Below are 26032 nucleotides of genomic sequence, written 5' to 3'. Positions count from 1 at the left end.
CGCGGTGGGCGAACCTGCAGAGAGAAGGTGGCGTGATGAAGTACTCGCACGACGACGAAGAGCTGGTGAACCAGCCGATCGGGTACTGGACGTGGGCCGCGAACAAGACGCTTACGGCGTACGTCAGGGGGCGGCTCGCGGCCATCGGAATCACACAGCCTCAGTGGTGGGTGCTGCACCAGGTGCTGCACAGCGAAACCGGGGCCACGCGGGACGAGGTGATCAGTGCCCAGCAGGCCAACCTGGACGTTGGCGCCGGCCTTGCTCCCGACATCGACCTTCTGGTGGAGCGGAAGCTGCTCGTGCTGGATAGGACCGGCCGACTCCAGATCACCGACGAAGGCAGGGCGCTGCACCAGCGCGCCGCCGAGACTCAGCGCGCCAGCCGGACACAGGTGCACACGGGTATCCCGGACGAGGAATACCTGATCACCCTGAAGGTACTGCAACGCATGATGCGCAACGCGGGTGGAGACATGCCCCCGGGGTGATGATCGACCGCCCCACCTGTTGGAACGAGCAGATCCTGCGGTTGTTTAAGGTCCTCGCTCTCGTGATGCCGATGTTCCTGCCCCCATCCGGGGGCAGGAACATCGGCCAGCGGTGCGAACGTCACGGCTTCAGCATCCCCGACGCCACCGCCACGCCCCTCGTCCCCGGCCTGCAGACCGAGGGCGACGACCTGTCCGCCGGGCCCGTGGTGACCATCGTCAGCCACGACATCCTCCGCTTCCGCAAACGACCCGACGGCCCCCGCGTCATCCTTTCCACAGCGACCTTCGAAGGACGCCTCCGCGTCACCGACCCCGACACACTGCGCGCCTCCCTCCTCGGCGGCATCGGCCCCGCCAAGGGCTACGGACAGGGCCTGCTCACCCTCGCCCCGCTCCACACCACCGAGGCGAACCATGGCTGAACCCTGGTGGCGCACCGGACCGCAGGACCTCCACCGGCTCGAGGACCGCATCACGAGCCAGATCGCTATGAAGATCATTTCTCAGGGCCGCTTGTTCTGGTTGCGCTCTCCGAGAAACAGCGGCACAGCGAACATGAGCACCACCTGTCCGGCCAGCAGCCAGCTGAAGGTGAGGTGGTTGATCAGCAGCGGGATCCCGAGAAGGGCGGCGATCAGGAATCCGCCCTTCAGCGAGCGCATGAACCCGCCCACGATCAGCGCTAACACCAGCAGCGCCACCATAAACAGGGGCGTGAATACCGTGGCGGTGACCATATGTTCATTCTCCCATCGGTGGTGGGCCCACCTCACGCGAGGCGGGCCCACCGGGTGGTACTCAGTCGTCGATGGTCTCCGGGTCCAGCTTGATGTCCAGGCCGAAGCAAAGTTCGCCGGCTTGGGGTTGTCGCCCGTTGCCACCGTGTCCGGTGTTGATCGTGCAGTAGCGTCGTCACAACGCACTCAGAAATCCCGTAGCTGCGAGCGCGGCCCGGTGTCGGGGCCAGCGTCGGCATACGGCAGGAGGATCGGCCCTGTTCGCCGCCTGCAGACCGCCCTGGTGAAGGCATCGGCCGAGGAGAGCTTCCGGCGCACGCTCGTCTTCCACCACATGGTCAAGGAAGCTGTGAGTGGGCGGTGGGGTGGCAGCGGGTGGGTGTCAGCGTAATCGCGAGTGGATGTCCTGTTAGCGGGTGCAGGACGGGGCTGTGGTCGCTGTCATGGGGTGACCAAGCGGATGTTGTGGTGTGGCTAGCAGGTTGGTTGCTGGCTGTCATAGCTCTCGCTGTTCCTGTGTGAGGGGCTGGCGGGGTCGGGTGGGCTGAGGCCCATGACGGCTTCGGGGGTTTCGGCGGGTGGGGCCGAGGCGGGATCGGTTGCTGGTGTGCCGGCCGGGGGTGTGCCGTTGGCGCGGGTCTGGCGGCTGTCGGCCCCCGACGCCCCGGTGTTCCGGCACGAATTGAACAACCAGCAGCCGTACGGCCTGGAGTGGGACCCCTCGCGACCGATCCTGCGCTACCTGGAAGGCGGCACGGTCCACTCCCTCGACCTGGGCGCGGCCGTCACCTCCGCCTGGCAGGAGCGTCCGTTCGACAAGGTCCTGCTGAGTCCCGACGGTCACACTCTCGCCACCGCCCAGGTCTCCGGTACCCGTTACATCGTTCAGCTCCGCTCCACCCGCGACGGCCGCGTCCTTCGCACCCTGCCGACGCCGGCCCAACCGGTATCCCGCGACCCCCGTGTGCCTGTCGCCCCGCAGGAGACCGTGCCGTTGATGGCGCTCGACGCCCACGGCACGACGTTCGCCTACGGGGTCTTGGCACCAGGTGGGGAAGCGTCGCCCCAACGGCTGACGGTCTGGGACGTACGGCACGAGCGCGCCCGAGCCGAGCCGAACCTGGCGACCGCCGCGACGGGCCCCGTGGTGGCCATGGCCGTCGGCCCGTCCGGCCGTACCGTTTACACCGGCCGGGTCTCGTCCTCCGGCGACCTGAACACCGACACCGAGGCCTGGGACACCGCACGCGCCCGCCGCACCCGAGTGCTCAACGAACTGTCCGGCCTGGCGCTGGCCGTCCGCCCCGACGGACGCCTGCTGGTCGGGGACAGCCGCTGGGCTGCCCTGCCCTCGGGCCCAGTGAACGACCGAAACCTCGTCCTCGGCGACGAGGTCGGCGCCCTCTCCTTCAGCGCCGACGGCTCGCGGCTGGCCGCGGGCGACGCCAAGGGCAGGGTCGCCCTGTGGGACGGACGGGTGCGACAGCGCGCCGGCATCCTGCGCAACGTCTTCCCGGCCCACCCAGGCGAGAACCCGGAACAAATCGCGCACAGCCCCGACGGCCGCACTCTGGCCGTCGGCGGCGACGCGGGCACGCTTCAGCTGTGGGACACGGAGAGCCGGCAGCCCCTGGGAACCCCGCTCACCACGGCCGGCGACGCGATCGAATCCCTGTCCTTCAGCCCGGACGGCACCACCGTGTACGCGGCCGGCGCACATGTCCCGCTGCAGCGCTACATCAGCGAGCCGGGGCGTGCGGTCGACGACGTCTGCTCCCGCGCGGAAGGCGCCGGCTTGACGCGCGCACAGTGGCGGACGTACGTCGGCGATGTGCCGTATCAGAGGGTCTGCGGCCAGTACTACGGCGTCTCTGTCTCGGCTTCAGCCACGCCTCGGCGATGTCACCTGACAAACGCTCGACGCCGTGCAGCCCGACTGGAGTGCTCACCCGGCCTCGGCGGCGGAAGAGGGCGCGAGCCCGCGCTCCGCCGAGGCTTCCGTGCCGGCCACCGTCATCCTGAGCAGGGGCAGCGAGGCGACGAAGGTTCCCAGCGCCAGGACGAGGCCGAGGACGTCCGCCCCGGCGGCGTCCAGGACGGCCCCGACGGCCAGCGGTCCGATGCCGGTGCCCAGGGCGCCCGCGCCGCTGAGGGAGGCGACCAGGCGTCCGGTTGGGTCGATGAGCGCCGCGGCGGCCAGCATCTGCACCAGGACGGCCAGTTGGCAGGTCTGCCAGAGGACCGCCGCGACCGTGAAAAGCGCGGGGTTGTGGGTGAGGACCAGGCCCGCCATCGCGAGGGCCTGCGCCGTGACGAAGACGGCCATGGACCGCATGCGCCCGAAGCGCCGTGCCGCAACGGGGCCCACCGCCGCGCCGACGAGCGCCACGACGCTGGAGATCGCGAGGACGGCCGACACGGCTGAGTGGGACATCCCGGTGTGCTGGCGTCCCAGGACCGAGGCGTACGACCACGCGCCCTGAGTGACGGCCCACAGCAGCGCGGTCCCCAGGAGCAGAACCACCGACGGCCTGGCCGATGTCGCCTCTCCCGAACCGGCGGACCCGGCGTCCGGAGTCGAGGGAAGGTCCGGAAGCCGGCGTATCAGTGGCCACGCCAGGAGGCAGCACAACGCCATGAGCAGGAAGCCGGTGCCCTCGCCGAGGTCGTGGTTGGCCGCGGGGACGCCCATGATCAGCAGTGCTGTCACCCCGACCGTGCCGGAGATGGTGACGGCGGACGCCCTGTCGGCGTCGTCGGTGGCGGCGAGCGCCGCGGTGGCTGCCGCGTAGATCGCGCCGAGCCCCGCGCCAAAGACCAGGTTGGCCAGGATCAGAGTCACCGGGCCGGTGGCCGCTGTCGCTCCCAGGAAGCCGGCTCCCGCGAGCGCCAGCCCGAAACGGGTCATCAGCACCCGCCCCGGCCGCGCTGCCCGCTTGGCCAACAGCAGCGTCACCACCGCCGTTGCCATCAGCTGGGTCGCGGCCACGAGCCCGGCGCCGGAGTCCGACAACCCGAAGCGTGACGCGAAGTCGTCGACGAACACGGGCATCACGTTCGCCCCGCCGTTGCCTAGGGTGATTCCGGCGATGAGCGCCACCGCCACGCCGAAGGTCAGAGCGGAGCCGCTTCGCGCGCTCACCGGCCGCTCCTCAGGGCGAAGTTGGGGCCTACCGGCGTTCCTCGGCGGTGCGCCGAGTGTGCAACAAGCATGAGAGCCTCACGAGTCAGGGGGCAGGAGCCGCGTTTCGGGGGCACGGGCCACGGACGTGTCGGACGTCGGTGGTGCCCGTCGATCGGGGGTTCGGTGCGGTGGGTGTCGGCCACCGCGATGCGGGCAGTCAGCCGGCCCAGACGTCTTCCACGTAGTGGCCCGACTCGATCAGGGCGGCAAGCCAGGCGGTGGCCTCGTCGTCGCCCGCGCCCGTGAACTTGCGGTAGATCGCCATGAACGCCTCCCGCACCGCCGGCGCCATGCGACGGCCGTCTCCGCAGATGTAGACGCGTCCGCCGGCCTCCAGTACCGCCCAGACCTCGTCACTCTCCTTCGCGATGCGGTCCTGGACGAAGCGCGCCCCGTCCTCAGGAGCGCAGGAGAAGGTGGGCCGCATGCTGACAGCACCGGCTGCCTCGGCCGCCTCGAACTCCGTACGGTGGAGGTAGTCGACGTCGGGGTGGTCGCAGCCGAAGTAGCACAGCAGCGTTCCGGTCGACCGGGTGTGGTGACGGTCGAGGACCGCGCCGCGGAAGGGCGCCAGACCGGTGCCCGCGCTGACCAGGATCACCGGCACCGACTCGTCCTGCGGCAGGCGGAAGGCCTCACTGCAGGGCAGCACCCTGGCCTGCACGCTGTCGCCCGCCTTCACGGTCTGGAGATAGTGTGAGGCGATGCCGTGGAACGTGCCCTCGCCGCCACGGTGGGGCGCCGCGAGCAGCGACACCATCAGGTCCACCTCGCCGGGTGCCGCTTCGGTGGACGAGGAGATGGAGTAGTGGCGCGGGCGCAGGACGGGCAGCAGCTCCAGGAAGCGTTCGAAGGGCAGTTCGCAGGCGCGGTAGCGCTCCAGCAGGTCCAGGACGCTGCGTCCGGCGGCGGTCACCTGCTCCCCGAAGGTCTCCACATCCGCCGCCGCGAGTTCGGCCAAGGGCCGCTTCTCGGGCGGGCAGGCGGTGTGCTCGGCGAGCACGGCGACCTGTTCCTGGGTGGCGGCATCCTGCAGTTCCACGAAGTCGGTCAGCAGGCGGCGCACGGTCAGCGGCCGGTCGACGGGCAGGGCGTTGCGGCTACGGCGACGGGCGCGCAGCCGGACCGTACGGTCCAGGTCGAGGCCGAAGCGGTCGGCCACCCGCTGGACGAGGGTGTCCGGGTTGCTGGGGAGGACGGCCAGGTGGTCGCCGGTGCGGTAGGTGACGCCGTCTGGCAGCCGCAGCCTCAGAAATCGCTTGGAGCGGCCCAACTCGTGGTTCACGTCGACGAGTTCGTACGCGTCGAGCACCTCCATCGGCTGCACGCCGTGCCGTGCCGCGAGCCCGCCGATGACCGAGTCGGTCGCGTCCTCCAGCTCGTACAGTCCGCTCTCCTGGTCGGCGGCCGGCTCGGCCTCCTGTGCTTCTCCGACGGCTCCGTACCGCTCCAGCAGGGTGGTCCACAGGTCGCCGGTCCAGCGGTCCACGGTGCTGGCGAAGTCGCCGGCGGCGTCCGCGGCGCCGCGCTCAAGGAGTGAGGTGGCGCCCGCGGCGGTGAGCCGCTCGTCGATGAGAGTGGGGACGCGCTGGTAGGTGGCGGCCCAGTTGCGGTCGCCGACGCCGAGTACGGCGTACTGGAGGCCGTCGAGGGCGCCGGGCTCCAGACCCTCCAGCCATGCGACGAAATCCGTGGCGTCGTCGGTGGGCCTGCCGTTGTAGGAAGCGGCCACGATCACCACCGGGCCGGCATCGGTGGTGAGTTTGTCCACGGCGTCGTTGAGGGAGGCGACGGACGGGGCGAAGCCGCGCTCGTCGCCCTCCGCCGCCAAGTCGTGCGCGATGCCCGCGCAGGTGCCCAGGTTGGAGCCGTGCAGGAGGGTCAGCGCGGTTCCGGTGGCACGCCGGACGGCGGGCCGGTCCCGGTCGGCGGGAGCGCTGCTCGCGGCGACGGCCGCGGAAGTGGGCAGGCGTCGCTCCCCGCTGGTGCGCCGGGCCAGGTTCAAGGTGAACTCGTCGGGCTTGAGAGTGAGCGACTGCTTGATCTTCAGCTGGTAGTTGGTGTGGTCGATCAGGCGGTAGCGGTGGATCACCAGCGCGAGGACCAAAGTCGCCTCGTGCAGCGCGAACTGGCGGCCGATGCAGGCGCGTTCGCCGCTGCCGAACGGCTTGAACAGGTGAACCGGCCGCTCCTCCTCCCGCTCGGGCAGGAACCGGTCGGGGTCGAACAGCTCGACGTTCTCGCCCCAGGCGGGGTCCCGGTGCAGCTGCGGGATGAGCACCTGGATCGACTCGCCCTTGCGCACGGCGTACTTCCCGCCGATGACGGTGTCCTCAAGCGGCTCCACGGCGTACGCGGGGGCCGTCGGCCACAGGCGCAGGCCTTCGTTGAGCACCTGGCGGATGTACGTCAGCTTGCCGATGTCCCCGTATGCCGGCTCGGGCGCGTCCGAGTCGCCCCACAGCGCGTCGACCTCGGCCTGAGCGCGTGCGAGCACCTCAGGGTGCTTGGTCAGGTAGTACAGGGCGAAGGACAGGGCACCGCTGGTGGTCTCGTGGCCGGCGATGAGGAACGTGATCGCCTGGTAGCGGATGTTGACGTCGTCCAGGCGCTCGCCCGTGACGGCGTCTTGGGTGTGCAGCATCCGCCCGAGCAGGTCGTCGGTGCTCTGGTCACCGGAGGCCCGGCGCTCTCGGATCACGTCGTCGACCAGGTCCTTCATCAGGGTCACGTCGGCGCGGAACTGCTCGGCCTGCCTCCACTTGAACAGCTCGGTGCCGGGGATGGACGCCCCCTTGGCCTGGGCGAAGCCGAGCGCCCTGGACAGGGCGGTGACGAAGGGGTGGGGCTCCTCGCGGCTGAAGGACTCGAAGTCGTAGCCGAAGCCGCACAGACCGATCGTGTCGAAGGTCAGCCGTGTCATGTCGTCGGCGACGTCCACGGTCTCCGTGCCGGCGGACCGGTCCCACTTGCCGATCAGTTCACGGGCGACCTTGAGCATCGTCGAGTGGTAGCCGCGCATGGCGCCGAGGGAGAACGCGGGCATCAGGACGTCGTGCGCCTTGCGCCAGTTGGGCTCGTCGTTGAACGCGGTGAAGAGTCCGTCGCCGCCGATCTCCCGGAGGATGACGAGGTCGGGGTGCACGTTCTTGCGGAACCGGCTCTCGTCCGCCAGCTCGGTGACGAGGTCGAGGCCGGAGGCGAAGTTGATCTCGGTGCCGAAGATGCGGAGCTTGAACAGCGGCCCCAGCTCCTTGGCCTCCTTCATCACGTGGAGCAGGCCGTCGGCGCCACCGGGGATGTCAAAGGCGTGGCCGACCAAAGGCAGGGCGGGACGCTGGGGGATCGGCTCGGTTCCGCGCGGGGTCTCGTGGGTCACGGGCTTGCCTTTCGTTCGGCGCAGGCTGTCGCTGGCCAGAACCATACGAGCGACCTTGTCATCCGACAAGGTCGCTCGATTGTGTTGGTCGACATAGTCGATTGACGGAACGATCGGAGGCCTGAAGACGTCCGGCGGGGACAAGAGTCGGGCAAACGCCTCTGCACCTCGCACCCAAGACACCCCTGCCGCAGCAGCGATATTGTCGAGTGACCTGTTCACTAGACTGAGTCGCATAGGATGCAGGAATGGCTCACGTTTCCGCGGCGGAGCGCCGCCCACAACTGATCAAGGCGGCCATCGACCTGATGACCAGGGAAGGTGTCGCCGCCGGCAGCACCCGCGCCATCGCCGCGGAGCTGGGTGTGGCACAGGCGACCGTGCACTACACGTTCGGCACGAAGGAAGACCTCTACCGTGCCGTCATGGAGCAGCTCACCGAGGACCTGGTCGCCCAGGTGGAGCAGACCGCACCCACGGACGCGAGCTTCGAGGAGACCATCGTCACGCTCGCCGAGGCCCTTTGGGACACCGTGCTGCAGCAGCCCGCGTCACATCAGCTCCTCACCGAGCTGACCATGTTCGCCTTGCGCACGCCTCGTCTGAGGGAGGCACTGCACAGCCACTACAGCGGGATCTCGGCAGTGACGGCAAAACTGATCAGCGACGCCGCCGAACGCACCGGCCACCAACTGGCCCAGCCCGCCGAGACGATCGCGAGGTTCTTCCTCGCGGGCTTCGACGGACTGACGATGCAGCACCTCTCGCTGCCGGACGAGGAGGCCGAAAGGGTCTGCCTACAGGCTTTGGTCTCGGCCGTCGTGGCCATGGCCTGAGGTGACTCCGTGGCTGAACCGGCCACATGCCGACACCCCGCCGGACGAGCTCCCCCTACCCGGACACGAGTTCGCCCGCCACATCAACTACCTCCTTGCCGCGGAAGACCGCCCCTCCATCTGGGACAGCCGCCCCAGCCGCTCCACGCCCGGCCCGTACACCTCCCCGGACACCAGAGGAGCCGACCGTGAGCACAGGCAGACCATCCCCGAGCAGCTGGACACCGCGAAACGCTGAACACGTCGGCACAAGATCCCATGGGAGTTGACGGCCAGCAGGAGGGCCGACCCCCAACAGGGCCGGCCCCTCATCCCCATCTGCCCGACTACTCGGTCTGGCTTCCCACCGCGCGGACGAGGCTTAGCATGGTTTGCCGGTTGCGCGCACCTGGTGCTGGCCGAGCCGTGCTGACAGACGCTGGCTGCGGGCGCTCGGCGAGGGCGAGGCCTCAAATGGGAGCGGACCGGTGCCCAATCCGCAGAGCGGGTGGCAAGGGCACCGGCCAACCAAAGACCCTCACGAAGAGGAACTCCGCCTCCAGCATATCGGGCCACAGGCTCCGCAGGCCTGCCCGCTGAACTCGCGACCGCCCGTCCCCCGCGTCGGCTGGCAAGGTCCGGATCTTGCGTCCGGTGCCGGGCTCACCGCTCGGAACATCCCCTTGGGCGGGGAGGACGGAGTCCTCGACCACTTCGGCGTCCTCATCGGCGGAACACCCCCACGTCGGCAGGGATGACCGAGCCGCGTGGCTCGAGCGCGAGCTCGAAACCGGAACACCCCCGCCTCGGCGGGGAGGACTCCTCTCGCCTTCGGGCGGGAGGAGGCCCTTTCGGAACACCCCCGCGTCGGCGGGGAGGACCGAGCGTGGGCATGGCCCGCCGTCCTCGACCTCGGAACACCCCCGCGTCGGCAGGGAGGACTGGCCCAGGCTTTCGAGGACCCTCGACGGAGACGGAACACCCTCGCGTCGACGGGGAGGACTGCCTGAGGTTGTGCTCGGCCTGTGGGGGCTGCGGAACACCCCCGCGTCGGCAGGGAGGCCCAGGACGAGGAGCGGACCGACGATGAACACGACGGAACACCCCCGCGACGGCGGGGAGGACTCGGAGCCGTCCACGGCCCGGATGCTGAATTCCGGAACACCCCCGCGACGGCGGGGAGGACCCGGGCACCGAGCATCGCGCGAATCTCCTCGTGCGGAACACCCCGAGACGGCGGGGAGGACCGCCCTCCCTGTTCTGGGCGCCCCCGACCTCACCGAACCCCCCACCGCGACGGCGGGGAGGACGCGCGCACCCGGATACTGTCAATGGTGATCATCGGAGCACCCCCGCGACGCTGGGAGGACACGTCGTCCAGAATCGTGCCGCCGTTGAAGGGCGGCACACCCCAGTGTCGGCGGGAGGACGACGGCGCGACCCTGCAGCGCACCTGCCGGGACGGATCACCCCCGCGTAGGCGAGGGGGACGTCGGCAGCCGCGGCTGCCCGTACGACTGTGGCGGAACACCCCCGCGACCGCAAGGAGGGCGACCAGCCGACGATCCGCCCCACACAGCTGATCGGAACACCCCCGCGTCGGCGGGGAGGACCGCGTACTGGCCACGGCGCGGGCTACGGAACACCCCCGCGTCGGCGGGGAGGTGGGGCGCGCAGGCTGGAGGAGGACGACACGCGTTGGGAAACATGGCGTCGGATCGAAGGGCACGTTCCCGCCTGTCCTACGTGTTCCACATTTGTCGACTATGCTTCCCTCGGAGACTCGGAGGGAAGAGGCATCCTGCAGCTACTGCGGTCGCCGGCACTCGCGAGGCGCCTCCTGACCGAGGCAGCCTCGGCCGACAAGGGACCGCAGGCTTACATCCCCGGCACCGGATTCGTGATCTCGCTGCAAGCTGCTCTGGAAGCGGTCGAGAGAGGGCCCGAACCCAGGCATACGCCCGGGCCCGGCCCAAGGAGGTGCCTGTGATGACCGCACAGACATTGCACGCCACAGGGGACACCTGGCAGATGCTGACGTGCCGTTCAGCGCCGGGCGGCGCTCAGCCCTTACTGCAGTGGCTTTGTTCACGACGTTGAGCAGCGATTGTTCACGAGATTGGGAGGCACCTGGAGGCCGTCGAGATTCGAACGAGCCCAGCCACCCGAGCCGAGGGCGGACGCCGGGTCCATGTCGACGGCGCGATTCTCGGCCGTGCCTTCGGCTCCGGTGATCACCTGGTGTATCTGCACAGGGCCAGCCTGAACCCCGATGACATCGATCTGGGCGAGGGCCTACTGAACGAATGGCGCAGCGGAGGGCCGACCCTCTGGACCCGCGGAACACGAGCGCAGCAGTACGGGCCGCCACCCAGGGAGAGGCGACCCGTACCAGCGCGCCGGGGACCACTGGCGACCGCGCCCGGGGACGGGTCAGCTGACTGTGACCGCGTCTTCTTCGCGCACCGGGCGGGTTGGTTGTCCTGCCCGGTGCGTGGGGTGGTGTCAGGCGTTGGTGTCGTCGTGTGCGAGGTTGCCGCCCAGTTCGCGGGAGGCTTCGGCCTGGGCGAGGAGTTCCTGGGCCTTGGCGGTGACGCCCTCGATGGCGTCGGCGCCGGCGACGAAGCGCAGCGGCGGCTGGTCCTGGCCGGCAAGGGTCAGCAGGGCGTGGGCGAGCTTGGCGGGGTCGCCGGGCTGCTGGCCGTTGATGCTCTTCCAGGCTGCGACCGTGGCGGTGGTGCGCTCGGCGTAGTCGTCGATGGTCGGCTCGGGCCAGGTGGTGGAGGCGTCCACGAGCAGCTCGGTGCGGAAGTAGCCGGGCTCGACGATGGTGGTGCGGATGTTGTACGGGGCGATGTCGTGGTGCAGGGCTTCCATCCAGCCTTCGACGGCGAACTTGGACGCGGCGTAGGCGGAGGTGAACTCCGTGCCGACCTGACCGGCGAGCGAGGAGATCGTGATGACGTGGCCGTCGCGCTGGCTGCGCATGACGGGCAGGACGGCGCGGGTAACGTTCATCGGGCCGAAGAGGTTGGTCTCGATCTGCTGCCGCATGTGCTCCGGGGAGACCTCTTCGAAGTAGCCGGCGAAGAAGTTCCCGGCGTTGTTGATCAGGACGTCGATGCGGCCGAAGCGGTCAACCGCAGCCTGAGCGGCCGCGTGCGCGTCGTCCAGGCTGGTGACGTCCAGCTTGGTGACCAGCAGGTTGTCCCGCGGGCCGCCCAGGGTCTTCTCTACCTCCTCGGGGCGACGGCCGGTGGCGACGACCTGGTGGCCGGCCGCGAGGGCCTGGCGGACGATGTCCGTGCCGAGACCGCGTCCGGCACCGGTGACGAAAATGACCTTGCTCATGAGGGATCCTTCTCAGGTGCCCCGTGCGGCACCCGGCGGGTTGGGGAAGTTGGCGGGTTGCGTTGGCCAGGCTGTGGCGGGTCGGTGGTGGAGGTGCTCACGCCTGTTCGGTGGGCATGATCCACAGCTCGCCGACGGCGGCGTGGCGGGGACGGGTGACCATGTAGGCGACGCCGTCGGCGATGTCCTCGGCGGCCAGGACCTCGGTCCCCTCGAAGTAGGGGTCGATCAGTTCACCGCGGACTTTGGGCTTGTTGTGCGTGCCCAGTTCGCTCTCCACGGCGCCCGGCTCCAGAACACCGACGCGCACGTGGCGCTCGGTGACTTCCTGGCGCAGGGACTCGGTGAAGGCGTGCACCCCGAACTTGGTGACGTTGTAGACACCGAAGCCCCGGCTCGCCACCCGGCCCGCGTACGAGCCGATGTTGACGATGTCGGCGACCTGGCGCGGGTCCTGTTCGGCGGCCTTCAGCAGGTGCGGCAGGGCGGCGCGGGTGGTGTAGAGCAGACCCTGGACGTTGACGGCGATCATGCGGTCCCACTCCTCGGCATCCGCGTCGACGACGGGCCCCAGAAGCATCAGGCCGGCATTGTTGACCAGGGTGTCCAGCCGTCCGAACCGGTCGACGACCTGCTGTACGGCGTCCTCGGCCTGGAGGCGGTCGGTGATGTCCGCCGCCACCACCGCAGCGGTGCCACCGGCCAGCTCGATCTCAGCGGCAAGAACTCCCAGGCGGTCCTTGCGGCGGGCCACAAGCGCCACCGAGGCCCCGTGCTCGGCGAGCCGACGGGCGGTGGCAGCACCGATACCGCTGCTCGCGCCGGTGACGAGAGCGACGGTGCCGGTCAGTTTCGAACCCATGGGGGGTGTCCTCTTCTCCAGACGTACGGCGTAAGGGCACACGGCGGGCAGCGGCAGCGACGATCTCCGACAGCCGTCACGGCGCGTACTTCTCGAATGATCAGTGCCGTGCACCGGGCCCGCTATCCAGGCAACCACCCACGAACGCTCCGTGGGCCGCCGTAAAGGGCACCGCTCTTCCAGGGGTCTGCCAGTACCCCCTTCAGCACGCTGACCTGCCAGGTACCGCCGTACCGTGGACCCATGGACCGCAGCAGCGAGATCCGCGAGTTCCTGCGCACCCGCCGGGCCCGGATCACCCCCGAACAGGCCGGCCTCGCCCCGCACGGCGGCCCCCGCCGCGTGCCGGGGCTGCGCCGCGAGGAAGTCGCCCAGCTCGCCGGAGTCAGCGTCGACTACTACGTCCGCCTGGAACGGGGCCGCACCCAGGGCGTCTCCGAAACCGTCCTGGAGGCCGTCGCCCGCGCCCTGCACCTGGACGAGGCCGAACGCGCCCATCTCTTCGACCTCGCCCAGCCCACCGCCGCCACCCGGGCCCGCCGCAAGCGCCCCCTCGCCCCCCAACGGGTCCACCCGGTCCTCTACCGCACCCTGGACTCCCTCAGCGTCCCCGCGGTGGTCCAAGGGCGGCGCACGGACGTCCTGGCCGCCAACCGGCCCGCCCACGCCCTCTACACCGACTTCGAAGCCCGACCCCGCCGCGAACGCAACTTCGCCCGCTACGTCTTCCTCGACGAGGCCGCCCGCGCGCTGTACGCAGACTGGGAGCGGGTCGCCGGCGACTGCCTGGCCATGCTGCGCCTGTACGCCGGACGCCACCCCGACGACCCGCAGCTCACCGAGCTGATCGGGGAACTGTCCCTCCACAGCGACACCTTCCGCCGCATGTGGGCCGACCACGACGTCCAAGCCCACACCACCGGCACCAAACGCCTCCACCACCCGCTCGTCGGCGACCTCACCCTCGACTACCTGGTCCTGGCCGTCGAAGGCGACCCCGAACAGACCCTCACCATCTACACCCCCGAACCCGCCTCCCCCTCCGCCGAAGCCCTGGCCCTCCTCGCCAGCTGGACCGGCACCTCCGCCTCCCGGCCGCAGGCTCCCGAAGAGACACACAACCCGGCTGGCTGACCCGAGAGCTCCCGCCACGCAACGGCACCGAACCCCAGCGGGACGTCGGCCCGGCGAGGTTCCGCATGATCGTTCTCATTGATAACCGCCGCTGGACCGATGTTCCCCGAGGCCGTAGTCAGCGAACTCACCTCGACGCTCTCGCACCAGCAGGAGGATTCGAACAGTCACCAGCCTTCCTGCCTCCCGAAGTAGTGAACATCTGCTGCTCGTTCTCGTGAACAAAGCCACAACGCCCTCCGACGTCGGCGGAAACGGTTCTCGCCCCTTACCGAGTCCGGGAGGCCGCCAGACAGCAGCGACGCCCGATGTTCCGAGTGAGTACGGGGGCTCTCCTGTTCACGGTGAGCCATCGGTTTCCTGGAGTGTTAATCACCGCCCGCCATCGCAAGAGGGAAGCGTCTCTGACAGGGCTCGATACGCCCTCTACGCTGCCGCGCATGGCACGCACATGGACAAGACTCCACGAACACCTCGGATGCCCGCCCGGACCTCTCACCTTCGACATGGTCCGCCAGGCCGCGGCGGACAACCTGGAGGAGTCCGACGACCTGGACTGGAAGGAGATGCTTCCCCAGCCGCCCCGGGACGGCCGGTGGAACGAGTTCGCCAAGGACGTCGCCGCCATGGCCAACACCCGTGGCGGGCTGATCATCTTCGGCGTCCAGGACAAGACGACCGCCCTGACGGGCATCGACCCCGAGCAGGTCAACCGACAGCAGTACGCCCAGTGGATCCGAAACCACGTCCAGCCCTACCTGCCGGACCTGGACATATTCGAGCTGACCGACGGGACGAAGACCGTCCTGGTCGTCGATGTGCCGGCCAGCGAGATGGCACCCCACTTCGTCTACGGCGGCGCAGCACGCGACAAGGAACAGCAGGCGGCCGTCGTCCCCTACCGGGACAACGACCACACCGCCTGGATGGCAGAGCACCAGATCGAGCGCGCCTACCGCGACCGCTTCGCCCGCGTCGGCCGGGCAGAGGAAGAAATCCAACGCCACATCGACCTCACGACCCAGACCATCACCGCGCACGCCTACACGCCCTCGGCATGGTTCATCGCGGTCTCCCGGCCCCAGCGGCCCCTGCCTCGCGGTGCTTACACGATGAGCCGGGATGACGCACGGGAGGTCCTGGAGGCCGCCAAGACGCGAGCCCGCGTTCTGCACGCGAGAGAGCTGGTGCCAGGCCCCCTGGTCGGGATGGGGCCGGACATCCGGCTCAACCCGCGCCCCGGTCTGCGCCGCTGGGTGTGCAACAACCTCCAGTCACCCATGAACCGGGAGATCATCACCGAGCTGCACTACGACGGCACCGTGGTGATGGCCGCCAACCTGTCCTTCATCCGTGATGCGGGGGCGGAGCTCCCAGGACAAGACGACGTCCTCCGGGTATCCGAGCGCTTGGTGACGGCATGCTGCTACGACTTCATCGCCACCGCGCAGGAGCACCAGCGAAAGTTGCGCCTGGACAGCACCCTGCAACTGACTGCGCTGATCATCTCCCCGGACAAACCCAGGGCCATGATGCCGCTCACCTCGACCTGGGGAGACGGGGCGGAGACGGAGCCGCCGTACGCCCGCAGGCCTTACCATCCCCAACCCGCGCACACCGTGCTTTCCCCTGCGGCGGCGGATGACGAAGGACGCAGCAGCGCTGACGAACTGTGTACGGACCTGATGAGCCAGTTCGGGCTGTAGCCGAAGAGGACGCTCGGCGTTTCATACGCTCAGGACATGACGATGACGCCGCAGGAGGTCGAGGACCAGAAAGAGACCCTGGAGCTGATCAACAGCGAACTGGCGGCGCGTCTGGCGCGGCAGGCGGAGTCGGGCGCGAAGGTGGACACGAAGGCTATCTTCCTGGTGGGCTTCGCGGCCACAGCCGCCCAGTTCCTGGCCTCCCGGAGCTTCGAACCATTCACCGGCACTGCGGTGTTCGCGGCGTACGCGGTGGCCGTCGGCTTCGGCATCTCGGTCTTCAACCTCGCCGAGTACGAGGACATCAAGCCGCGGGAAGTCCTGGACACCTACGCACGCTCAGAGAAGGGCGCGACGCTGGGGGCTCTGGCCGGAACTCGGGTGGGGATGTTCGAGAAGAACGCCCGCCTGCATCAGCGGAAGACGAAGCGATGGACGGTCGCCCTGGCCGCTGTCGCCGCCGGGATCGTCCTCTCCACTGTCAGTCTCGTGCTGCACACTGGCGGCCATGACAGACACACAGAACCAGGGGAACCCACCCCCACCTCCTCCTCCGCCCCCGCCTCCGCCCAGCCTCACTGACTCCCTCGCCAACCCGGCTCTTGTGGGCACGGAGAAGAGGAACGAAGGCAAGCCCGCACGCAACAGGGCGGCCACCCCGGGACAGCCCGTCGAACGGCGCTGACCCGTGCCGCGAGAGCGGCCCTCGCCTTTGCGGCGGGACAGTACGAGACCCCGGGCATCTGCGGCCCGGGGTCTCTCTGTGCTCTGGGATGTCCGAGCGGTTCAACGACCCGCCGACGGGAGCGTCACGCCCACTCCACGCCCAGTTCCCGCAGCGCGGCCAGCTGGTCCTGGGCGAGCTTGTCGCGCCTCGATTTGGTGTTCGAGACCCACACACCCAGTTTCACAGCCACCGGCTCCGCCTCGCCGTCGACCGCGATCTCTTCGCTGTGACCCCTCGGCACCGGCCGCTGGCCCTCCCGCTCCACCCACTGCGTGAGGGCCGCCAGGCCCCGCTGGAAGGCCTGCTGCGCCTTGCTCGGGCCCTTCGTCGCACCCTTGGCGGCCGGGGCGGGAGACGGCGCCTCAAGCGGCTTGACGCCCAGCGTGGACAGCCGCTCCTGCTGCTCGCTCGACAGCTGCGCCCAGGTGCCCGGATTCTTGTGCCGCTGGAGCCACTTGCCGATGTCGTCGCCGTCCATCAGCACGCCGGGTGCGATGTCGGGCAGGCTGCCGTCGGCGTCGACCAGGTCCGCGAGGACGCGGTAGTGGCGTTGCCAGTCCAGCGGCCACGGGCAGTCCCAGTCCGGGTCGATCGCGGCCAGCTGCTTCGCGCGCTCCGCCGCCCGCTCCGGGTCCTTGCCCAGGCCGCCCTTCCGGCGCAGATTCGCGAGATGCTGCCCGACCGGCACCATCGCCTCGCCCTCGCCCCACACCGCGTCCTGACGCGGAGCGAGGTGCCCCATGGCCCGCCGGTAGGACCGGAGCGCGGCGAGCTTGTTCTCCCACGCCTCCTCGCCCGGCTCCCACACCATCCCGGCCTCCGGCGCGTCCAACAGGGTCTTGCGCCGCTCCTCCAGTTCACCTGCCCGCAGCGCCTTCCGCTGCTGGTGGACCCAGCGCCCAAGCGGAAAATCCTTCGTGACCCCCACTTCCACCTCGACGTCGTAGGGCACGGCGTAGAGGCCGGTGATCTCGTTCTCCTTCCGCCAGCGCAGCAGGGCTTGATAGCCCTCCAGCCACACCAGCGACTCCGGCCGGTAGACCCGGGTACGCAGGAACGCCGCGATGGTCGCGGCGTCGCGCGGGCTGGAGAAGTGCAGTAGCGCCGCCTCGGCAGCGGCCTGCGTGTCGTCCTCCTGGTCCTCGCCGTCACCCTCGCCGCCAACCCCGACGATCCGCCCGTCCTCGTCACGCCGGACGTGGACCTTGCGCTTCCCGCTGGAGAGAGCACGGGAGGCGAGCTGCTCGACGAGTCGTTCATCATGACTGCGGAGTCCTTGGAGGACCGCTACAAGGGGGCGGAACGAGGCGGAGGCGACCATGTCCTGCGGGTCCTCGCCGGGCTCGAGGAACACCGGCACGATGATCCTGGCCACCTTGGTGGAGCCGTCCTTGTTGAGCCTCAGCGCGCGACCGATGTTCTGCACGGGCACTGTCAACTTTGACTGAACGTCAGATGATCAAGAAGGGAAGCCCCATCCAGATCCTGCCTCCGGCAGGCCGATCCGGCGCTTCATTCGCGGAATCAGAGGTGAAGATTGCAAATCGCCTTTGTGGTCATCTGACGCCGCGTCAAAGTTGACAGTGCCGTCTCGCGGGGTCAGTCGAGAACGTCTCGGTGGGACCGCTGAACAACGTCCAAGCCAATCTGGCGGACGATCGGAGTCTGTGGGTTGCGGGGCTGGTCCAGCGGCTGACCTTGTCCTTGCGGGCGCCCAGGGAGCCGTAGCCGAGGGCCTTGTGCCGGTCGGCGACGCGCCGCAGGCAGTACTCGGCGGTCCAGCCGCGCAGGATGAGTACCTGGTCGAGCGAGCGCTTGGCTTCCAGGATCCAGCTCACGTGGTCCACCACACCTCGTGGCGGCGTCGGAGCCTTGACATGTCCAGGCTGCGCTGTGGGTGCTGTCTGGCCGGGCGATCAGGCGCCAGATGCCGTTCGCCACCAGGGGACGAAAGGAGAAGTACACAGGGTGAAGCCGCAGGTCACATGAGGTCTTCGCCCCGGCTTGGCAGGCTCTGCGCTTGGTGGCGCAATGGCGTTGACCGGCAGGCAGGGGTGGGTACGCTGCGAAGCGTCGCCCGCAGTTACTGGAGGTGTGAGATGAGTGACCATCCCGGTCTGGCCCTCGCCCCGGGCGCTGCTGGTGATCTTCGGGTCAACGGCTCTCGTCTGCTCGGCCGACTCGACGACCTGGCCGCGATCGGCGGCAGCCGGGATGGTGGCGTGACGCGTATGGGCTTCAGCCCGGAGGATCGGCAGGCGAGGGCCTATGTGGTTCAGGAAGCCACGGCCGCCGGGCTGAGGACGCGCATCGACGCGGGCGGCAACCTGCTGATCCGGCGCCCGAGCGGCCACCGCGGTGTCGAGCGTCCTGCGGTCCTTGTCGGATCGCATCTCGACACCGTTGCCCAGGGCGGCCGGCTGGACGGCGCGTACGGCGTGATCGCCGCGTTAGAGGTGCTGCAGACCCTGCACGAAGGAGGAGTCGCAACCGGCTGCGAGATCATCGCCATCGCTTTCGCCAACGAGGAAGGCGCCCTCTTCCCTCAGCCTTTCTGGGGATCGATGGTGCTCACCGGACAACTGGACGCTCTGCCGAGTGAGCCGCAGGACAGCAGCGGAAAGCCGCTGCGGCAAGCCTTGGAACTGGCGGGCGGAGACATGGCGCGGCTTGCTACGGCGGTGTGGCCCCCCGGCTCTTGCACCGCTTATCTGGAACTGCATGTGGAACAGGGGCCGGTATTGGAGCGGCGGGGCAGGCGCATCGGCGTCGTCGACTCGATCACGGGACGGACCCTGCTGCGCGTGCAGATGCAGGGCAGAGCCGGACACGCCGGCACCACCCCCATGGGGGGACGACAAGACCCGCTCGTTGTCGCGGCTCAGGCGGTTCTTGCCGTTAAGGCCCTGGCCGGGGCGGAGCAGTTATGCCGCGTGGCCACGGTGGGGTGGATGGACGTCCGGCCGAACTCGCCCAATACCGTGCCGGATGTGGTGCGCCTCGACGTCGATCTGCGGGACAGCGACTACGGCCGGCTCGCCGAAGCCGAGGAAGCTCTGCGAAGAAAGCTGGCTCTTCTGGCACGTCGGGGGGACGTCCAGATCTCGGTCGAGGCGGCCGTGCGCACTGATCCTGTGCCGACGGACCCGAGGCTGCGCCACGCCATCGAGGCATCCGCGGCCGAGCTCGGGCTCGCCCACGAGACGCTGGCGAGCGGAGCGGGACATGACGCGCAGATCATGGCGGCGATCACGCCTGTAGGCATGATCTTCGTACCGAGCATCGACGGTGTCAGCCATGTCCCCTCGGAGCGAACCGCTCCCGAGGACCTTGTCGCCGGTGCGGAAGTGCTGCTGCGGACCGTACTGCGGGTGTGATCGCGCTACCCGCGGCCGGGTCTGTCCGCGTTGCCCGCACCGCGTCCTGCCCCGCAGAACCAGCCCACGCCCGGCCGCAAGAAATGCCTCCGGCAGCGCAGTTACTCATTTGGTGTACGCGGTCGCGCTTTTGGCGTCATTGCAACGACCCGCACTTAAGGTGAATCGAGTGACCGACATGCAGCAACTGACGTATGAACACGTGCCCCCGGCTGACAGAAGTTCCAGCGGCGCTCTGGGGGAATGGGTGGTCAAAACGCCGGACGAGGCCGGGTTTCGGTGGCAGGGCTTTTACACCGGACCGCTCGAACTGACGCACCAGCAGTCTGCCGCTATCGCGCGGGACCTGCTCGGGCTGGAGCCGGATGACATCGCAGCGGCCGCCGCCAGGGAGCTGGAGCCGTATGTCGGCGACGGGACGGCCGTGCGGGCGCTGATTCTGCACTCCGCCACCCCGGTCCTGCGCAGCCTTCAGGCCGACCTCGCCGACGCGCGGTCGGGGCAGCCGGCAGACGACGTGACGACGTATGTGGAGACCCGGTCGGTCAGCCTTGCCTCGCCCGCAGACGTGGTGGTCGGCCGTTCCCGCCCCTGGCAGGTAGCGGCGACGCTGGCGGGGGCCGAGACCATCACAGTCCCCGGCATCGAGTACTACTACCTCTCGCAGGCGCTCCTGGTCCTGGCCCACCAGACTGGTGGCCGGGCTCCCGCCTGGCAGCAGCTGACCGACGTCGTGCGGCGCAACCCTGATGTTCTCATCCGGCTCTACGCGCTCGACCGCGACGTGCAGACACTCCTGCTCTACCTCAAGCGGCAGGCGGGTGTCGAGAGACTGCTCGTCGACGCCAACAGCCCCGAGGTGGCCGACTTCTGGAACACCAAGGCCCCCCTGCACCCCTCGGTCAACGACGCGTTGACGGTGTCCGCCACCTTCCAGGACCCGGCTGATCTTCTCGCCGAAGAAACAGCGCTGTCCCCGATGGCCGCACGTCTGGGAGTCCAGTTCCCCGTGGTGCCGGGCTACTCCGTGTATCCCGACACAGCGGACGAGACGGTAGTGATCCAGCGGTTCATTGAAGCGGCACGGCTGCTGAACACACGCTACGGCTTCGCCCAGGGCTGCCTGAAGCCGTCCGAAGGCGGCGCGGGGGCCAGGATCTCCCCGGCCATCAACATCGGCCGCCCCGAAGAGGTAGCCCGCATCGCCGAGCAGTTGCGGCACACGCAAGAACCCTGGGTACTCGAAGCGTTCATGCACTACGACCAGGCCCCCATCGGGCGCTGGACGCTCCCCCTGGCCCCATCCGCACACGTACGCAACGGACACGTCGCTCCGGGCGTGACCCTCCAGCTGACCGGCGGCACATCCTGGCAGGGCAACTTGCTCATGAGCGCGGATAGCTGGGCCGAGGCGGGACTGTCGGTTCGCGCGTACCCCGCCATGCTCACCATGGTGGAGGAACTGCGGGCCGCCTTCTCTCAGCAAGGACTGAAAATGGTGACGGCCGGGATCGACTTCGCCATCGGCCGCCTGGGCGGCGCTTTCGGTGACCGCGAGATCATCGCGCTGCAGGATCCGAACCTCTCCTCCCACGGCGCCGAATACCTGCGACTCTTTCTCGACACCGCCCACGCACAAGGACATGGCCAGCACGCAGCGACCAAGGTGGTACGCCCCGAACCCTCCAGCGACCTGGCACTGCTGCGCACCCTGCCGAAACCTCCCCTGGCACCGGGGTGCTATAGCGAGGTCATCAGCGCCGTGCCCGGTCGCTGGGGCATGCTGGCCGCGTCCGCCCCCTCGCCTGCGAAGGCGCTGGAAACCGTCATGCTGTACGAAGCGTTTCTGTCCTCCTCCGGCCATATCCGTCCGGCGGCCGCGCGCCGCTGAGGGCTGGAGATGTGGTTCCTGCCTCCAGCTCCCGCAGTCCGACCTCAGTCGCAGGGCGGTTGTCCAACTTGTCTGGACTCAATCGAGTCAAAATCCGGCACAACTCGCTCGTCCGCCCCGGCTCAATGCCTAGCGTCAACTCGGGATCAAGCAGGTCGGCAGTGCTCTGAGGTGAGCACTGCTCAGGTATTACTCGAACGAATGGACCCGACTGCGATGGCGACATCACTGGACATGATGGCGGCACCGGAACTGGCAGTGCTGCGGGCCTTGGAGCGAGCGGGAAACCGGATGTTCCCACGCTCCGAGCGGGCCAGACTTAAAGGCGTCCCGCCGTGGGAAATCTACATCCACCTGCCGGCTGACCCTAGCCGCCTCGATGACCTGCTCACCGGTGCCTGGGATCTACCCGCAGTAGCGGGATTCTCGGAAGATCTCATCTCTGCTCTGGACTCCTACACCCGAACTCTGGTCGCCTCCGGCCACGCATTCGACCGAGACGATTTGCAGCGAGTCCTGGCACGCCTCTAATAGTGCTAGTCGGGCAGGTCGACGATGAGACGTCGGACCGGTTCGAGACTCTCTATAGGATGATCAGCGCATCCTCCTGAGCACCAGTGCGGTGCCGGCGCAGAGCAGCGGCCTTCCGGGACGAGCCTCCCGGAAGGGTGCCTGTGCTAGTGATCGTCTTCGCACGGGTGGTGTCCCCACTGCAGGGAACCGTAGGTGCGGTCGACCACAATTTCCCCGTGGTTGAGGGCGTACGGGTTGGCTGCCATCTCCGGATCGGCCTTGATGATTGCGAGGGCCCGCCCGGCGACGTTCATGTCGACGACGCCCTCGGCGCCCAGAAGCATCTGGTCCAGGTACGCGGCGTAGTGCCGGGCAGCGCCTGGGCGCCGGTCCAGAGCGAAGCGGGCCGCACGCAGTTCGGGTTCGGTGAGCTCACCGGCTTCGCGGCGGCGCTGGCAGCCGCGGCACAGATGGATCAGATGCCAAGGGTTGGGGAAGTCCGGCTGCAAGCCGGTCTTACGGAGGAACGCCGGGGTCTTCGTCACGGCGGGGTCTTCCAGGGCGACGATGTCGTGGAGCTGTGGGAGCTGCCGTGTTGGGTGGGACATCGAGCACTCCGGGCTGAGCGCGAACAGGAGCCTTCGGGTGGTGTCGGACATGCAAGGTGGCTCACCCTGGTCGACGAGTGCTTCCTCTTCGTACTTGGCCTGGTGCCATAGCCGTTCGAACCGACGGAGGGTCTTCTCGATGCCGGTCTCTTGGCTGATGCCCACGCCCCAGTCGCGGACCCATACCGTCAGACGGTCGACGATGGCCATCGTCAGACGCTGTTCGGGCACCTTGGCCAGGCGGAACGCGTTGTGGACGCCAGTGGGGCTCATGGCGACCGCCTTGGCCAGTTCCCGGACACTGGGCAGGCCGGCCCGGCGATGCAGGGTGTGCAGCTCCTGGTTGAGGTCTCGGCGAGCACCGGGTGGCAGGTCCGGCCGTTCGATTACTCCCATGCGGCTCTTGCTCTTCTCTCGTGTGGACTCGTCCTATCAGCGGGCAGCGGGGTTACGTCGTCCAGCGCGGGCGATTCGACGTCGGCGCCATTCGAGCCGGGCCCACCGGGCGCCCCAGGCAGCCAGTGCGACGACAAGGCCGGACGCGACGTTCTCAACGATGTTCATGGGGAGACCCTCCCAACGCGTATGGCCCGAATGGACAGATCTGAACAGCAAGTTCGCTACCTTCCCCGATCGACGGCAGGAGGCCCCAGGACACCACGTCCCGGGGCCTCACCCTCCGCTGACCTTGCAGCCCAACGACTGGCCAGATGGCGTGTCATGCCCAGTCGATGCCGAGTTCTCGCAGCGCGTCGAGCTGGTCCTGGGTGAGCTTGTCGCGGCGGCTCTTGGTGTTCGAGACCCATACACCCAGCTTCACGACGACCGGCTCTGTCTCGCCGTCGACCGTGATCTCCTCGGCGTGGCCGCGCGGTACAGGCCGGTGGGAGCCTTCCCGTTCCACCCACTGTGTGAGGGCCGCCAGGCCGCGCTGGAAGGCCTGCTGTGCCTTGCTGGGGCCCTTTGTCGCACCCTTGGCGGCCGGGGCGGGAGACGGCGCCTCAAGCGGCTTGATGCCCAGCGTGGACAGCCGTTCCTGCTGGTCGGTGGACAGTTGCGTCCAGGTGACCGGCTTGCGCTGCTGTTGGAGCCAGCGTCCGATGTCGTCGCCGTCCTTGAGCACGCCGGGTGCGATGTCGGGTAGGTGGCCGTCGGCGTCGACGAGGTCGGCGAGGATGCGGTAGTGGCGTTGCCAGTCCAGTGGCCAGGGGCAGTTCCAGTCGGGGTCGATCGCGGTGAGCTGCGCCGCACGCTGCTTGGCGCGCTTCGGGTCTTTGCCCAGGCCGTTCTTCGCGCCTTTGCGGCGGAGGTTGGCCATGTGCTGCCCGACGGGCACGGGGCCGCCGCCGGCCGGGTCGTCCCACACCGCGTCCTGACGCGGCGCGAGGTGCCCCGTGGCCCGCCGGTAGGACCGGAGCGCGGCGAGCTTGGACTCCCACGCCTCCTCACCGGGCTCCCAGACCATCCCGGCCTCCGGGGCGTCCAGCAGCTCCTTGCGGCGCGGCTCCAGCTCACCCGCCCGCAGCGCCTTCCGCTGCTGGTGCACCCACCTCCCAAGGGGAAACGACTTCGTGACGCCGACTTCGACCTCGGTGTCGTAGGGAACGGCGTAGAGGCCGGTGATCTCGTTGTCCTTCCGCCACCGCAGCAGGGCCTGGTAGCCCTCCAGCCACACCAGGGACTCTGGCCGGTAGACCCGGGTGCGCAGGAACGCGGCGATCGTGGTGGCGTCGCGCGGGCTGGAGAAGTGGAGCAGGGCCGACTCGGCAGCGGCATCGGCGCCGTCGTCGTGCTCCTGGTCCTCGCCTTCCTCGCCGCTGGCCCCGACGATCCGGCCTTCCTCGTCGCGCCGGATGTGTACCTTGCGCTTCCCGTGGGTGAGGGCGCGTGAGGCGAGCTGTTCAACGAGTCGTTCATCATGCGAGCGCAGGCCCTGCAAAACGGCTACGAGGGGGCGGTACGAGGCGCTGGCGACCATGTCGGTCGGGTTCTCGCCGGGTTGGAGGAAGACGGGCACGATGATGCGGGCAACCTTGGTGGAGCCGTCGCGGTTGAGACGGAGCGCCCGGCCGATGTTCTGGACGATCTCTACCTGAGAGCCGCGGGTGTCGGCGAAGCAGACGGCCTCCACCCCCCGCTCGCCGGTGATGTCCACGCCTTCCCCGAGCACGCGACAGCTCGCAAGGAACGCCCGGTTCACCCGCCGGCCCGAGGCGTCGATGCCGTTGGCGAACTGGCGCAGTACTTCGCGTCGCTCGGAGACGAGGTGGTCGCCGCACAGCCACGCTGACCAGACGCGGTCCGGGGGTACGTGGCGGCCGGCCTCCAGCCCGTAGAACTCCGCGTCGATGGAGGACTTCGGCAGCTTGTCCGCAGCCGCCAGGTCCTCGTCGGAGGCGTCGTTGACGTACAGGTGCGCGGCTGTCTCCGGGATCTTCTCCGCGAACGCCATCGCTTCGTCCACCTTCTGGTGGAAGGTCATGACCGTACGCAAGTTGTACGCCGCCGCGTGCTCCAAAAGTGCGGTCTGCAGCAGGGCCAGGCGCCGGCCCCGCTGCGCCTCTTCCGATTCCCCGAGGACGGGTGAGGGGTCGCGGATCTCTACCACGTCGATCTCGAAACCGGCGAGGATGCCCCGCTCGATCGCCTCGCTCAGCCCGAGCTCGGCCAGCCAGGGGCCGTAGGTGGCGGAGCCCTGGCCCATCGACGCGAGCACCAGCTCCTGGCCGTCAGCGCCCTTCTGAGGCCGGGGCGAGGCGAGGATGCGCGGGGTCGCGGTGAGGTACAGCCGGAAGTCGGCAGGGATGCGGGCGTTGTCGTGGATCGCCGCCCACGGTCGACCAAGATCACCGGCGGTGCCGTGTGCCTCGTCCGTTTTACCGAATGCCGTCGTGTATGACATGTTGCCGATCTGGTAGTCCACGTGCCGTACGTGTTCGTCATGTTCGGAGTGCCGTCATAGGACGGGCTCTGGGCATACGAACTCCCGGATAGCGTCGGCATGTGGCGGGCCATCGCCGACGGGCTGAACGGGGTGCAACGGGAGTCGGGGCGGGGGCTGGGGTCGGCGGCGCTACGACCACCGGCAGCAGGAGACGCCATGCTGTCAGGCGCACGCAGCAGGACACCGCTCAGGCCACCAGCCGCCCCGGCCGCTGGCTCCCCTTCCCGTCGATGTCGAGGCAGTCTTTCCGGGGCCTGATCGGTATGGCGCGCGAGGTCACCCAGCTCTACCCTCGGGCCGGGCAGCCGGA

18 protein-coding genes and 2 pseudogenes are annotated in these 26032 nt (G+C 68.9%); 11 read left to right on the top strand and 9 right to left on the bottom strand.

All coding sequences use genetic code 11. The features are described from left to right. The first annotated feature begins 35 nt into the window (after positions 1-35). Both IE97_RS0102695 and IE97_RS42700 read left to right on the top strand, forming a co-directional pair. Complete coding sequence (locus IE97_RS0102695) at positions 36-491, top strand: MarR family winged helix-turn-helix transcriptional regulator (protein WP_030230177.1); 456 nt, start codon at positions 36-38, stop codon at positions 489-491. Beyond that, on the top strand, positions 491-916 hold the full coding sequence (locus IE97_RS42700; RefSeq protein WP_420706040.1) for a type I-E CRISPR-associated protein Cas6/Cse3/CasE: 426 nt from the start codon (positions 491-493) through the stop codon (positions 914-916). Before IE97_RS0102695 ends, IE97_RS42700 begins: the two co-directional genes overlap by 1 nt. 81 nt (positions 917-997) lie before the next feature. Here IE97_RS42700 and IE97_RS41875 read toward each other — a convergent pair whose 3' ends face one another. Beyond that, a complete protein-coding gene (locus tag IE97_RS41875) occupies positions 998-1231 on the bottom strand; it encodes a hypothetical protein (RefSeq protein WP_030230170.1) in 234 nt (77 codons plus the stop codon). Positions 1232-1784: 553 nt separating this feature from the next. Between IE97_RS41875 and IE97_RS43545 the strand changes: the two are divergent. After that, a pseudogene (locus IE97_RS43545) lies at positions 1785-2831 on the top strand (WD40 repeat domain-containing protein); the annotation flags it as partial. Between the two features lie 345 nt (positions 2832-3176). Here IE97_RS43545 and IE97_RS0102675 read toward each other — a convergent pair. Together IE97_RS0102675 and IE97_RS0102670 are read right to left on the bottom strand one after the other, a co-directional pair. After that, positions 3177-4373, bottom strand: a complete 1197-nt coding sequence (locus IE97_RS0102675; RefSeq protein ID WP_030230160.1) for an MFS transporter — start codon at positions 4371-4373, stop codon at positions 3177-3179. A 199-nt stretch (positions 4374-4572) separates the two neighbouring features. Beyond that, the gene (locus tag IE97_RS0102670) at positions 4573-7794 is read right to left on the bottom strand and encodes a bifunctional cytochrome P450/NADPH--P450 reductase (protein WP_030230157.1); all 3222 of its coding nucleotides are present in this window, start codon (positions 7792-7794) and stop codon (positions 4573-4575) included. A 248-nt stretch (positions 7795-8042) separates the two neighbouring features. Between IE97_RS0102670 and IE97_RS0102665 the strand changes: the two genes are divergently transcribed. Together IE97_RS0102665 and IE97_RS0102660 are read left to right on the top strand one after the other, a co-directional pair. After that, the gene (locus IE97_RS0102665) at positions 8043-8630 is read left to right on the top strand and encodes a TetR/AcrR family transcriptional regulator (RefSeq protein WP_030230153.1); all 588 of its coding nucleotides are present in this window, start codon (positions 8043-8045) and stop codon (positions 8628-8630) included. Position 8631: 1 nt separating this feature from the next. Further along, positions 8632-8868, top strand: a complete 237-nt coding sequence (locus IE97_RS0102660; RefSeq protein WP_030230149.1) for a hypothetical protein — start codon at positions 8632-8634, stop codon at positions 8866-8868. A 2246-nt stretch (positions 8869-11114) separates the two neighbouring features. On the opposite strand, the gene IE97_RS0102650 is transcribed toward IE97_RS0102660, so the two are convergent. Continuing rightward, positions 11115-11960 carry an SDR family oxidoreductase gene (locus tag IE97_RS0102650; protein ID WP_030230142.1) on the bottom strand — a complete coding sequence of 282 codons (846 nt, stop codon included), beginning with the start codon at positions 11958-11960 and terminating at the stop codon, positions 11115-11117. Between the two features lie 97 nt (positions 11961-12057). After that, on the bottom strand, positions 12058-12822 hold the full coding sequence (locus tag IE97_RS0102645) for an SDR family NAD(P)-dependent oxidoreductase (protein ID WP_030230138.1): 765 nt from the start codon (positions 12820-12822) through the stop codon (positions 12058-12060). Between the two features lie 243 nt (positions 12823-13065). Between IE97_RS0102645 and IE97_RS0102640 the strand changes: the two genes are divergently transcribed. The 3 genes from IE97_RS0102640 (at position 13066) to IE97_RS0102630 (ending at position 16244) form a co-directional block, all read left to right on the top strand. Beyond that, entirely contained in the window at positions 13066-13956 is an 891-nt protein-coding gene (locus IE97_RS0102640) for a helix-turn-helix transcriptional regulator (RefSeq protein WP_030230133.1), read from the top strand. Between the two features lie 440 nt (positions 13957-14396). Further along, positions 14397-15662: a helix-turn-helix domain-containing protein gene (locus IE97_RS0102635; protein WP_030230129.1), complete on the top strand. Its 1266-nt coding sequence runs from the start codon at positions 14397-14399 to the stop codon at positions 15660-15662. A 36-nt stretch (positions 15663-15698) separates the two neighbouring features. Then, the gene (locus tag IE97_RS0102630) at positions 15699-16244 is read left to right on the top strand and encodes a hypothetical protein (protein ID WP_030230125.1); all 546 of its coding nucleotides are present in this window, start codon (positions 15699-15701) and stop codon (positions 16242-16244) included. A 227-nt stretch (positions 16245-16471) separates the two neighbouring features. Here IE97_RS0102630 and IE97_RS0102625 read toward each other — a convergent pair. Both IE97_RS0102625 and IE97_RS0102620 read right to left on the bottom strand, forming a co-directional pair. Beyond that, positions 16472-17818: pseudogene (locus IE97_RS0102625) on the bottom strand (Helicase associated domain protein); the annotation flags it as partial. Between the two features lie 142 nt (positions 17819-17960). Beyond that, complete coding sequence (locus IE97_RS0102620; RefSeq protein WP_158708216.1) at positions 17961-18227, bottom strand: hypothetical protein; 267 nt, start codon at positions 18225-18227, stop codon at positions 17961-17963. A 261-nt stretch (positions 18228-18488) separates the two neighbouring features. Here IE97_RS0102620 and IE97_RS0102615 point away from each other — a divergent pair, with 261 nt between their 5' ends. The 3 genes from IE97_RS0102615 to IE97_RS0102605 all read left to right on the top strand — a co-directional run bounded on the left by IE97_RS0102615 (position 18489) and on the right by IE97_RS0102605 (position 22188). Next, complete coding sequence (locus IE97_RS0102615) at positions 18489-19766, top strand: Zn-dependent hydrolase (RefSeq protein ID WP_051704812.1); 1278 nt, start codon at positions 18489-18491, stop codon at positions 19764-19766. Positions 19767-19935: 169 nt separating this feature from the next. Beyond that, positions 19936-21657, top strand: coding sequence for a hypothetical protein (locus tag IE97_RS0102610; protein WP_158708215.1), 1722 nt, complete (start codon positions 19936-19938; stop codon positions 21655-21657). Positions 21658-21873: 216 nt separating this feature from the next. Continuing rightward, positions 21874-22188: a hypothetical protein gene (locus IE97_RS0102605; protein WP_234310524.1), complete on the top strand. Its 315-nt coding sequence runs from the start codon at positions 21874-21876 to the stop codon at positions 22186-22188. A 146-nt stretch (positions 22189-22334) separates the two neighbouring features. On the opposite strand, the gene IE97_RS0102600 is transcribed toward IE97_RS0102605, so the two are convergent. Both IE97_RS0102600 and IE97_RS0102595 read right to left on the bottom strand, forming a co-directional pair. Continuing rightward, the gene (locus IE97_RS0102600; protein WP_030230107.1) at positions 22335-23174 is read right to left on the bottom strand and encodes a hypothetical protein; all 840 of its coding nucleotides are present in this window, start codon (positions 23172-23174) and stop codon (positions 22335-22337) included. Between the two features lie 322 nt (positions 23175-23496). Next, positions 23497-25701, bottom strand: a complete 2205-nt coding sequence (locus IE97_RS0102595; RefSeq protein ID WP_420706038.1) for a Helicase associated domain protein — start codon at positions 25699-25701, stop codon at positions 23497-23499. Positions 25702-26032 lie beyond the last annotated feature (331 nt).

Origin of the sequence: Streptomyces sp. NRRL S-455 (assembly GCF_000717875.1) — a bacterium.
Lineage (GTDB): Bacteria > Actinomycetota > Actinomycetes > Streptomycetales > Streptomycetaceae > Streptomyces.
This window is presented reverse-complemented; position numbering and strand designations above follow the sequence as displayed.

Excerpts from the sequence above, each read along its gene's own strand:
- IE97_RS0102650 (WP_030230142.1), bottom strand. The coding sequence starts at position 11,960 with ATGAGCAAGGTCATTTTCGTCACCGGTGCCGGACGCGGTCTCGGCACG.
- IE97_RS0102630 (WP_030230125.1), top strand. The coding sequence starts at position 15,699 with ATGACGATGACGCCGCAGGAGGTCGAGGACCAGAAAGAGACCCTGGAG.
- IE97_RS42700 (WP_420706040.1), top strand. The coding sequence starts at position 491 with ATGATCGACCGCCCCACCTGTTGGAACGAGCAGATCCTGCGGTTGTTT.
- IE97_RS0102615 (WP_051704812.1), top strand. The coding sequence starts at position 18,489 with ATGAGTGACCATCCCGGTCTGGCCCTCGCCCCGGGCGCTGCTGGTGAT.
- IE97_RS0102600 (WP_030230107.1), bottom strand. The coding sequence starts at position 23,174 with ATGGGAGTAATCGAACGGCCGGACCTGCCACCCGGTGCTCGCCGAGAC.
- IE97_RS0102665 (WP_030230153.1), top strand. The coding sequence starts at position 8,043 with ATGGCTCACGTTTCCGCGGCGGAGCGCCGCCCACAACTGATCAAGGCG.
- IE97_RS0102605 (WP_234310524.1), top strand. The coding sequence starts at position 21,874 with ATGGCGACATCACTGGACATGATGGCGGCACCGGAACTGGCAGTGCTG.
- IE97_RS0102640 (WP_030230133.1), top strand. The coding sequence starts at position 13,066 with ATGGACCGCAGCAGCGAGATCCGCGAGTTCCTGCGCACCCGCCGGGCC.
- IE97_RS0102645 (WP_030230138.1), bottom strand. The coding sequence starts at position 12,822 with ATGGGTTCGAAACTGACCGGCACCGTCGCTCTCGTCACCGGCGCGAGC.
- IE97_RS41875 (WP_030230170.1), bottom strand. The coding sequence starts at position 1,231 with ATGGTCACCGCCACGGTATTCACGCCCCTGTTTATGGTGGCGCTGCTG.
- IE97_RS0102635 (WP_030230129.1), top strand. The coding sequence starts at position 14,397 with ATGGCACGCACATGGACAAGACTCCACGAACACCTCGGATGCCCGCCC.
- IE97_RS0102695 (WP_030230177.1), top strand. The coding sequence starts at position 36 with ATGAAGTACTCGCACGACGACGAAGAGCTGGTGAACCAGCCGATCGGG.